This is a genomic window from Sphingobacterium sp. UBA7253, assembly GCF_002472745.1.
Taxonomy (GTDB): Bacteria; Bacteroidota; Bacteroidia; order Sphingobacteriales; family Sphingobacteriaceae; genus Sphingobacterium; species Sphingobacterium siyangense.
This window is the reverse complement of sequence record NZ_DKSP01000050.1, coordinates 7,004-17,594: the sequence shown is the minus strand read 5'-3', so window position 1 is coordinate 17,594 and position 10,591 is coordinate 7,004. Positions and strand designations below refer to the sequence as shown.

The 10,591-nt window shown below is 38.2% G+C and carries 10 protein-coding genes and 1 pseudogene; 5 read left to right on the top strand and 6 right to left on the bottom strand.

All coding sequences use genetic code 11. From position 1 onward, the window contains the following. Positions 1-356 precede the first annotated feature (356 nt). Positions 357-1,112, top strand: coding sequence for a copper resistance protein NlpE (locus B2X72_RS04685; RefSeq protein ID WP_145327425.1), 756 nt, complete (start codon positions 357-359; stop codon positions 1,110-1,112). On the opposite strand, the gene B2X72_RS26595 is transcribed toward B2X72_RS04685, so the two are convergent. Together B2X72_RS26595 and mnmE are read right to left on the bottom strand one after the other, a co-directional pair. Continuing rightward, the gene (locus B2X72_RS26595) at positions 1,024-1,512 is read right to left on the bottom strand and encodes a type II CAAX prenyl endopeptidase Rce1 family protein (RefSeq protein ID WP_414711783.1); all 489 of its coding nucleotides are present in this window, start codon (positions 1,510-1,512) and stop codon (positions 1,024-1,026) included. The two genes, B2X72_RS04685 and B2X72_RS26595, sit on opposite strands and share 89 nt — an antisense overlap. 285 nt (positions 1,513-1,797) lie before the next feature. Further along, entirely contained in the window at positions 1,798-3,177 is a 1,380-nt protein-coding gene (gene mnmE, locus B2X72_RS04680) for a tRNA uridine-5-carboxymethylaminomethyl(34) synthesis GTPase MnmE (protein ID WP_120334635.1), read from the bottom strand. A 177-nt stretch (positions 3,178-3,354) separates the two neighbouring features. On the opposite strand from mnmE, the gene B2X72_RS04675 reads away from it, so the two are divergent. Further along, positions 3,355-3,840 (top strand): hypothetical protein, encoded by a 486-nt coding sequence (locus tag B2X72_RS04675; RefSeq protein ID WP_120334634.1) that lies wholly within the window; start codon positions 3,355-3,357, stop codon positions 3,838-3,840. Positions 3,841-3,907: 67 nt separating this feature from the next. On the opposite strand, the gene xpt is transcribed toward B2X72_RS04675, so the two are convergent. From xpt to B2X72_RS04660, 3 genes are all read right to left on the bottom strand, one after another. Further along, positions 3,908-4,483 (bottom strand): xanthine phosphoribosyltransferase, encoded by a 576-nt coding sequence (xpt, locus tag B2X72_RS04670; protein ID WP_088161115.1) that lies wholly within the window; start codon positions 4,481-4,483, stop codon positions 3,908-3,910. A 53-nt stretch (positions 4,484-4,536) separates the two neighbouring features. Then, the gene (locus B2X72_RS04665) at positions 4,537-6,315 is read right to left on the bottom strand and encodes an AMP-dependent synthetase/ligase (RefSeq protein WP_145327424.1); all 1,779 of its coding nucleotides are present in this window, start codon (positions 6,313-6,315) and stop codon (positions 4,537-4,539) included. A 265-nt stretch (positions 6,316-6,580) separates the two neighbouring features. Further along, the gene (locus B2X72_RS04660; RefSeq protein ID WP_075992054.1) at positions 6,581-7,774 is read right to left on the bottom strand and encodes a proline dehydrogenase family protein; all 1,194 of its coding nucleotides are present in this window, start codon (positions 7,772-7,774) and stop codon (positions 6,581-6,583) included. Between the two features lie 95 nt (positions 7,775-7,869). On the opposite strand from B2X72_RS04660, the gene B2X72_RS04655 reads away from it, so the two are divergent. The 3 genes from B2X72_RS04655 to B2X72_RS04645 all read left to right on the top strand — a co-directional run bounded on the left by B2X72_RS04655 (position 7,870) and on the right by B2X72_RS04645 (position 10,032). Next, complete coding sequence (locus B2X72_RS04655) at positions 7,870-8,076, top strand: RNA-binding S4 domain-containing protein (protein WP_088161117.1); 207 nt, start codon at positions 7,870-7,872, stop codon at positions 8,074-8,076. Positions 8,077-8,126: 50 nt separating this feature from the next. Further along, positions 8,127-9,194, top strand: a complete 1,068-nt coding sequence (gene aroB, locus B2X72_RS04650) for a 3-dehydroquinate synthase (protein ID WP_088161118.1) — start codon at positions 8,127-8,129, stop codon at positions 9,192-9,194. Between the two features lie 121 nt (positions 9,195-9,315). Next, a complete protein-coding gene (locus B2X72_RS04645; RefSeq protein ID WP_145327423.1) occupies positions 9,316-10,032 on the top strand; it encodes a ThuA domain-containing protein in 717 nt (238 codons plus the stop codon). 154 nt (positions 10,033-10,186) lie between these two features. Here the strand turns inward: B2X72_RS04645 and B2X72_RS04640 are convergent. After that, positions 10,187-10,591, bottom strand: a pseudogene (locus B2X72_RS04640) (TonB-dependent receptor); the annotation flags it as partial.

Sequence of the window (10,591 nt, the reverse complement as noted above, 5' to 3'; positions counted from 1 at the left end):
GAAGATATTTATATTTGATCAGAAGCCATTATTAGCAAATGATACCTGTATCGCTGACACAACAAGAAAACTTACAAGGTATTATTAAGTATTTTATCATAGGATCTTAATTAAAAATAGCATGAAAGAAAAAGAATTAAGCGAACTATCGGACCAAGAATTATTAAAAAAACGGAAAGATTTGCTGATCTTCAAAAGGTTCTCTGTAATATTAACCGTATTGTGCCTTCCGGTTGTGGTTTATAGTATTGTGAAAAAATAACTTTTCCTGTTTAAGAAGAACAAAGAGTAAATTAGGTGAACATTTTGTGATATATTTGTATTCTATCCCTAACAAAGCAAAGGAAAAATGGATTATGATCAAAGTATTGTTGTCAGCACTTCTTTATTTTTCACTAGTATTCTCCGTATTTGCTCAAAAAGCTTCTAAACCGATCTTCGGTACGTATGGGGAATATTCGACCCGTCTGACTCTAAATCTAGACAGCACATTTGAGCTTATTGAAGCAGATCCTATTTTCCCCTATACATTTGAATCCTATACGAATAGAGGAGATTGGGAAGTAAAGGGAGATACAGTAATTTTAAATCCACACCTGGAAAAAAGATTACCCAGGGTATCGGTACGGGAAAAGTCAGTCCAAAAAGATAACGATTCTATTTCAGTAACGATCAACTATTATTTGGAAACTTATGAGAAAAACGAGATGAGCAGTAGAACTCCGTTTTACTTCGAATTACTTTCCATATATATTAACAAAAAGAAAAATTATCGAAATATTGTCCATGTTCCGCAATATAGACATTGCATGTTTTCTTCCAGACTAAGAAAACAAATCGTTATTGATTCAACGAAAACATTTAATTTTCCGAGACAGGACGTTTACAAGTTAGGTGTATATTCGTACGGCTTTGAAAAAGCTATCGAAATTAAAGTCAATAATACCCAGGCCAACCATTACGAGATCACTGTTATACAACCCGTGGACAAAGAGCGGATGCCTAGGAGCAAAAAGGTTATTATCAAAAGGAGGCAAGCCTACTACTATGAATGGAATGGAAAGATCTCCAGTGGAATTTTCTCTTTGTCTCCTTTGGAGCGTTTAAATTAGTCTGTAAGAATAAATGTAAGTAACCAGTAAGGTTGTCAAAATCACTCCCGTGCTTTAATTTATCCATTTTAGGTACATAAAAACCACTAAATGCATTATTGTAATTGAATCTATAACTAGAGAAGTTATTTAAAGTATATTTGACCGATAAAAGGAAGTTATATAGTATATGCAGTAAGCAACTGTAAATAAATCCATATGGAGCTCTAGCATATTCTAGGATCCAACCCCTTGAAAAATAGAAAGCCAATAAAAATGGGATTAATAATAGGTTTTCAAAAGTCATATTGTAGCGCTTATAGTGAAGTATTGCAAAGATTATCGCAGACAAAATGAATATTCTACGTTGATTATATGTCCAAAATTTATTTAATGCATCCTGATTTTTAGAGTATGCGATACCGTAATAAAAATTAATATCGAAAAAAGTGAATCTTCAATAGTTGTTTTTTATAATCATAGCACTACGGCAAGTCCAGTCCATGTAGCTGTGAGAAATTCTAATGGACAGTATAGCTGGAAAGTAGGTGGGTTTAATTTTGAAGAAAACCAGGACTATTCAGTTTTATTTGAGCGGTAATACATTTTAAAGATAAACATTAATAATGAAAAAAATCACTTAAAATGTTTATTTTAAGTGATTTATAATCAATGATGGTTATTGTTTATTATCGTTAATTAAGATTTACTTTCCGATACAAAACTTGGAAAAGATATTATCCAATAAATCGTCTGTAGAAACACTTCCGGTGATTTCACCAAGATGATATAAGGCTTGGCGTATATCCATCGCTAGGAAATCAGAAGTGACAGGATTGTCAATCCCATAGATTACGCGTTCCAGTGAATCTGCTGTTTTTTGTAGCGCTTCTACGTGACGGATGTTGGTGACCATGACATCGTCGGTATTTAAATTTCCTAAATGTACACGATTGATCAATTCGTCTTTCAGTTCCTCGACACCGATTTGTTCTTTCGCTGAAATGTAAAGCGGATTAAGGACATTGTAAACCTCTTTTTGCGCCTCAGAAAGCAAATCTGATTTATTGATAATGGTGACAAATGGAATTTGTAGGCGCTCGATTTCAGGTAATTGCGCTTGTACTTCCTCGACTTTGTCCTGTGTAGGGTCAAATAGGTAAATGATCAATCTCGCCTGTTTCATCTTTTCACGGGTACGCTCAACACCTTTTGCTTCAATAACATCTGCCGTCTCACGTATACCTGCTGTGTCAATAAATCGGAACGTGACGCCATGAATATTAATTTCATCTTCAATGGTATCGCGCGTTGTTCCTGCAATATCTGAAACAATGGCACGTTCTTCGTTTAAAAAAGCGTTCAATAGGGTTGATTTTCCTACATTAGGTTTCCCGGCAATAACAACAGGAACACCATTTTTTAGGACGTTACCCTGTTCAAAAGACTGCACTAATTTTTGAACAATAACCTGTATTTTATTGATTAGATTTTTTAGCTGATCTCTGTTGGCAAATTCCACATCTTCTTCCGAAAAATCAAGCTCTAATTCAATCAGTGAAGCAAAGTGAATGAGATCTTCACGAAGGGATTTAAGCTGATTGGAAAAGCCGCCACGCATCTGCTGCATCGCCACTTGATGTGAGGCTGCAGAATTAGATGCAATTAAATCGGCAACTGCTTCTGCTTGGGATAAATCCATTCCGCCATTGAGAAATGCACGTAGGGTAAATTCTCCCGGACGGGCGGCACGTGCTCCTTTTTTGATGAGTAAATTTACAACGCGCTCGATAATATATTTGGAGTTATGCGTTGATATTTCCACCGAATTTTCTCTCGTATAGGAGTTCGGAGCTACAAATAAGGAGACCAATACTTCGTCAATGATCTCTTCGCCATCGCGTATGGTTCCAAAATGGATGGTATGTGATGCTTGTTGAAGTAGGTTCTTTCCTTTAAATATTTCGTTCGTAATTTTTATGGCATTTTGGCCCGAAACGCGTATGACAGCAATAGCGCCATTTGTTCCGGAAGATGTCGCTAATGCAACAATGGTATCTTCAGTGATATATCCCGTATTTGACATGGTACAAAGATACGTTAAATTGAAGTAATGGATTCTATATATTGCAGCACAAATTAAATTCATCTTGATCGATTAAACCTTTGTTCAAACATTGAAGTCATACCCATAGAAACGCTTGTAAAAAAGAATGGAACACAGGCAGAGTGGAATTGATTTTTAAATTTAAATTATACTGTTATGAGAAAGATGATATACTTCGCGTTGGCAATTGGAGGGCTGGTTTTAATCGCTCCTCAACAATCTTCGGCTCAACATCGTGGACATGAACGTGAATGGAAACAGGACAAAGAGCGTAGAAAATATGAAGAGAAAAGGGATAAGGAATATCGAAAATATTTAGAAAAACGCGAAAAAGAAGACCGTAAGTATCATAAAGAAGTAGCTAAGTCATACCGAAAAGGATACCGTCATGGAGCACCGGCCTGGGCAAGTGCACATCGTTACGATAGTAGACACCATGTATACTTTAGAGATTACAAAACATTCTACGATCCTTACAGAGGAGGTTACGTGTATATGCGCAATGGTCGTTGGAATTTTTCAGCAAACGTACCTTCTTTTATGTTGAATGTCAACTTGGGAGCAGCCAATATCCGGATTGTAAAAGATGTTGCAATTAGCAGACATCCTGAAGATTTTTACAACGACTACCGTTGGGATTAGAAAGAATTTATCTTGTTGTTTGAATAAAAAAGCCTCAATCTTTAGGAAGATGAGGCTTTTCTTTTTGCTATTCTTCTTCGAAACTGACTTTATTCACTTCAAGCGACTTTATCCGCGCTAACGATTCAATTCTTAAATCGGGCAATTCTCTTAATCTTTTGCCACCTTCCTGGAAGGATTTTTCAATAATAAATCCCATGCCCAATACTGAAGCCCCCGATTGTTTAACGAGATCGAGCATACCAAAAGCGGCATTCCCATTGGCCAAAAAATCGTCTATAAAAAGAACATTGTCGCTCGGCGTAAGAAACTCTTTGCTGACACAGATGTCATAGGTTCGGTTCTTGGTAAATGAATGCACCTGGCTTACATACATATCAGCCATGGTGGTCGGTTTTGCTTTTTTTACAAATACAACCGGTAATTCCAAAAGGTAGCCAAGCATGATCGCTGGGGCTATTCCGCTTGCTTCAATTGTAATGATTTTATTGATCGGGAGGTCTGCAAAACGACGGACAAATTCCACCGCAATAGATTTCATCAATACGGGGTCCATCTGGTGATTGATGAAGTTGTCTACTTTAAGTATGCCTCCTGCAAGACTTTTACCGTCATGAAGGATTCTATCCTTTAATAATTTCATGTTTTACTCGTATAAATATAGCGCGCTATGTCAAAATTTTGATTTGTTAATCCTTAATCCATCTCCATCTGATAGAGGTTATTGAACTCTTCTTGATGATGTTCGAGAATTACTTTTCGTTTCATTTTCAAGGTTGGTGTTAACTCTCCATTTTCAATAGTAAATTCATCTGTTAAAATAATTGGTTTCTTAATCTGCTCCCAGTTACCAAAGTGCTGGTTCGCACGACGTACCTCCTGATTGACTTTTTTTACAATGGCAGGGTCAGTCAGAAAATCATCCTTTGTCATGGTTGCAAGTTCAGGAGCATCTGTTCTGGCCCAATCCAACAAATGGGCATAGTTTGGTACAATAAAGGCAGAAGCAAACTTCATCCCGTCACCGATAACCATTGCCTGTTCAATAAATTTAGATTCAACGAGCTTGGTTTCGATAGGTTGTGGTATGACGTACTTCCCGCCCGAAATTTTGAACATCTCTTTTTTTCGGTCAATGATTTTCAAGAATTTTTCATCTTCCCACTTTCCTATATCTCCGGTATGCAGCCATCCATCAATGATCGTTTTATCCGTTTCGGCCTTGTTCTTATAGTATCCCATCATGACATTAGGGCCTTTTACTAATATTTCTCCGTCTTCAGCAAGTTTTATTTCAACAAAACGGACAGGAAGGCCAACAGTACCTATGCGTATTCCTTTGATATAATGATTGACCGAAATGAGTGGGGAGGCTTCGGTCATGCCGTAACCCTCATATAATGGAATTCCTGCAGCTAAGAAGGCACGTGTTAGTTTACTATGAAGAGAGGCTGATCCAGAGGCAACGGTAAGTAATTCGCCACCTAATGCTTCATACCATTTGTTAAGGACAAGTTTCTTGGCAAGCTTTAGTTTGAGATTATAGGATAGACTTCTTTTCTCAGAATTTGGATCATATTCTTCTGCAACTGAAACAGCCCAATCAAATACTTTGCGTTTGAAACCACTGAGATCATGACCTGTTTTCATGATTTTCTCATAAACTTTTTCAAGAATACGTGGGACAACGGTCATGATATGAGGTTTTACTTCCTTCAGATTATCACCAATCTTGTCAAAAGATTCTGCGATATAGATCGTAAAGCCAAGATACATATAGGTATATAAAACCATACGCTCGTAGGCGTGACAAGGAGGGAGGAAGGTCAGTCCGCGGTCATAAGCTTTACAAGGGGTAATTTCTGCTGCGCCCAATACATTGGAAAAGATATTATTGTGTGACAGCATTACGCCTTTTGGTTTGCCCGTTGTACCGGATGTGTAAATCAGGGTAGCGAGATCTTCAGGTTTAACCTGGTCACGTAGTGCTGCTAGTTTTTCTAGGGAGCAATTGGAGCCTATATCATTCAGTTCTTTCCAGCTACGTGTGCCTTCCTGATCTGCGATACAAAAAATATACTTCAATGTATAGATTGAGTCGGTTAGATTCATCAGGCGATCGTACAGGCTTTTGTTACTGACGATGCAAACCCTGATTTCGGCGTCATTAAAGATATATTGATAGTCTGTATCCGTAATATTTGGATAGATGGCCACCACCACTGCACCAATTTGCTGGATTGCAAAGTCAATCAAATGCCATTCCATACTGCTGCCGGCAATGAGGCCAACTTTCTCGTTGGGTTTCACGCCAAGTTCAATCAGCCCTTTGGAGAGGCTGTCTACTTGTTCAAGAAAATCTGCTGTTTTGATATAATTCCACTTGCCGTCCACTTTGTGTGCAAACATATCAAGATCGGGGTATTTGCCCATCTGTTGACGTGCAAGATCAAATAATCTAAGTTTTTCTTCCATTTCAAATCGTATTCTTTTAAGCTCCGGGGGAGCACCCTTCCAGTATGAACTTTGTTTTAAGGGAAAAGTTTGCAAACATAAATAATAGTTTCAAGAATATGGAATGATTTTGTAATTAGCTTGTTTCAAAAGGATGAAGGGGAGTCGAGTGATAGGTAAAGTGCTTTTGTGCTTTTCAAAAGTAGGGTGTTTCTTGGAGACCATTTGAGCATAGTTCCTTGAGTAGATGGACTTGATGCCCGCCAATTATAAAAAAAGCTAGTCGTTATCGACTAGCTTTTCTTCTTTGTTTTTCTTTGATCAAAAGCCCGAGCTCCCGACCTGTCGCTCCTGCGACGGAAGTATTTTCTTGTGCTCTACGGAAAAGGTATGGCATCACCGCTTTAACCGGTCCATAAGGCATGTATTTAGCAACATTATAGCCATGTGCCGCTAAGTTAAAGCTCAGGTTGTCAGACATACCCAATAATTGCGCAAAGAAGATGCGATCGGTGGATCTATCGATACCACGTCTGTCAATTTCCTTCGCCAATAACATGCTACTGTCCTCATTGTGTGTACCCGCCATTAGCCCAAAGTTGTCCAGGTGGTCCAAGATAAATTCAATAGCTTCATTATAATCTCTATCGGAAGCTTCTTTATTTGGCTGGATGGGATCGGAATAACCTTTTTGTGCAGCACGAGCACGTTCGATCTCCATGTAGGCACCACGAACGATCTTAGCACCCATGTGAAAGCCTCTAACTTTTGCGTATTCAAAGTCGGCTTTCAAAGATGCCAACTTATCACTACGGTACAATTGATAAGTATTATATACAATTGGTTTCTCCATATTGTATTTTTCCATCATTTCACGTGCAATATCATCGATCGCATCTTGAATCCATGAATGTTCAGCATCCACTAAAACTTTTACACCGGCGGCATGACATGCTTTACAGATACGGTCAGTACGATCCAACATGCGTTGGTATTCTCCTTGTTCTGCCTCTGTTAAAGTTTCTTTGGCGTTGACCTTTTCAAATAACTCAAAACGTCCTAATCCAGTTGGTTTAAATACTGAAAATGGAATGTACTTGTTTTTACTGGCCGCAACTACGGTACGTAATACCTCTTCGCAGCAGGCGTCAAATGCACTTTCTGTTTCTTCTCCTTCAACGGAATAATCCAATATTGTCCCTACACCATTCTCTCCCAATTCGTTGATTGCTGCTTCGCAACCCGCGATGGTTTCTCCACCACAAAAATGTTTGAAGATTGTTTTACGGATAATGCCTTGGATAGGCAGTCCTATGTTCAGGGCAAAGTTGGTCATTGACGGACCTACTTTTGTCAAGAAGTTATTCGCTATTATTTTGAATAACCAATACGCTCTTTCCAAATCCTTATCGCTTTTACTTTTAAAAGCAATCTCTGTATTATCAAAGGATAATGTCTTGGGCTCAGAATTCTCAATCATAATCTTTATTTGCAATAAGGCAAATGTAGCAATTTAGTAAGCATTAAAACGATGATAATTCTTGTATTCCTCAGTGAAACCACTATTTTTGTGAAATGCAAGAATTTAAAATCGAGGGCGAATATATCCAGCTTATACAGTTACTTAAAGCTTTAAATTGGGTGGAGCATGGTGCTATGGCTCAATGGGTTGTGGCGGAAGGGTATGTGAAGTATAATGGGCAGGTTGATTACCGGAAAAGACTCAAATTAAGACCAGGAGATGTTGTTGAATTTGATGGGATGGAAATAAAATTGGTGTAATATTAAACAATATTGGTAAATAGAAAACTTAAACCTTAAAGAATCATAGAATGGAAGTCATAGAAAGTTTGGGCTATCAGGTATATTTTGATGATACGTTGGCCTCTTTAGAGGCGTTTTTAGCTGAGCGCAATTACTCAAAGATCATCGTATTGGTGGATACCAATACTTTGGATAATTGTTTGCCGCTATTTCAGCAAGCTTTACCCAATTTAGCGAATTATGATGTGATAGAAGTAGATCCGGGCGAAGAAAATAAAAATATTGATTTCTGTATTGGTGTATGGCATAATATGCTCGATTTCGGAGCTGATAGACATTCATTGATGATCAATCTTGGCGGTGGTGTGGTGACTGATATGGGAGGATTTGCCGCATCGACTTTCAAAAGAGGGATGGATTTTATTCAAATTCCGACGACTTTACTTTCCCAGGTAGATGCATCAGTAGGGGGTAAAACCGGTATTGATATGGGAAGTGTGAAAAATATTATTGGAACTTTTGCACAACCCCAGGCTGTTTTTATTTCAAGCCAGTTTTTGAAAACTTTAGATCAACGTCAGTTAATCTCAGGTTTTGCTGAAGTAATCAAACATGGCCTGATCTTCGATCGGGCTTATTATGAGCGAGTGAAAACATTGGAGATCGATCAAATCGATAATTCTTTGGTCAAACATTCTGTTTCGATCAAAAACCGTGTTATCCTTGAGGATCCGAAAGAAAAAGGACTGCGTAAAATTTTAAACTTTGGCCATACAATTGGTCATGCTATTGAGGGATACTCTTTGTTGAACGATGCTTCACCTTTATTACATGGAGAAGCTATTGCAGTAGGAATGATTTGTGAGGGGTATCTATCGCATAAATTGAATGGCTTGCCTTTGGATGAATTAAACGATTTGATCCAAACTTTTAGAAAATATTTCAACGATTACACATTTGATTCATCCATTGATACAGCCTTGTTGGATCTGATGCGAAATGATAAGAAAAACCTGTCCAATCAGATCGGTTTCGCATTGCTTGACCAAATTGGCAGTTGTCAATATGATATCTACGTTTCTGAGGATGATATTATAGAAAGTCTTGATTTTTACCGTGAGCTAATCACACAATAATAAAACAGAAAAGCCGTGTATCGGGAGAATGCGCGGCATTTCTGTACAGCTATTTTTATCGCGATTTCGTTGCGGAAAATAGTAAACCTAAACTTAAATCATCATAATAACCATTTATATCATGAATAGAATCTTCATTTTTCTGTTTCTCCTGTTGGGGATATCAGCTGCTGTTCAGGCACAAAGGCAAGTATTGATCTTTAGCAAGACAAAAGGGTTTAGACACGGAAGCATCGAAAAGGGTGCGCAGGTACTTAAACAGTTGCTAGATAAAGAAAAGATAAAATCTGATCATTCGGAGGATGCTGCTCTGTTTACAGATCAGGGATTGAAAAAATATGACGCTGTTATCTTTCTGAGTACAACTGGCGATATTCTCGATAATGCGCAACAGGAAGCTTTTGTGCGGTATATCCAATCAGGAAAAGGGTTTGTGGGTATTCATGCAGCGACGGATACGGAGTTTGATTGGCCCTGGTATAACGGCCTTGTAGGGGCATATTTTGCATCTCATCCTGCCGTACAAAAAGCCAAAATTGATGTGCTGGATAGAAAACATGCGGCCACCAAGCACCTCGATCCGATCTGGTGGCACAAAGATGAATGGTATAATTTCAAGGACGTGAAGGACGGATTGCATGTGTTGATGAATTTGGATGAAAAAAGCTACCAAGGTGGAAAAATGGGGGATCAACATCCAATCTCCTGGACCCAGACCTACGACGGAGGGAAAGTCTTCTATACCGGGCTTGGACATACCGATGAGTCCTATGACGAACCCGAGTTCCAAAAACATTTAATTGGGGGAATTTTATCTGTTCTTCCCAAGAAAAAGTAACTTATTTTATAGTTGGCGTTTTCTTAACTAGGGCATGGTACATGCTTCTATGTGTCAATAGCACAATGAAAAGTCCCAAATGGTCATTCCATTTGGGACTTTTTTATAATTGATGGGAAAAGGGAAGAGAACCGATTTTGCCATTTGATCGGGTTTAATAGTTCAGTTTATATTTTGCGCCGATACTAAACCAACGACCGGGCATTGGAACGGCGGCAGCTTCTATATAACTCTTGTCAAATATATTCTGAACATCCACAAAGATGTTTAAGTCGTGGAGTTGGTACGATCCTCTTACGTCAGCGATGAAATAAGATTTGTAACTGATACGCTCATTAAAGCGGTTTGCAGAAGTTAACATCCAGTTCTTGTGGTTTATGGTAAAGTTGGCAATAACTTGATGCCTTAAGCTTTCAATAGCATATTTGGATAGTATCCCGTCTGCTAATGTTATGCTTGGGTTGAGATAATTATAACTTAGCGTTGTAAAGTATCGTGTCGTTGCGCTGGGATCATTGATATTATATCGGAATGAAGCATTGAATCCATCAATTTTATT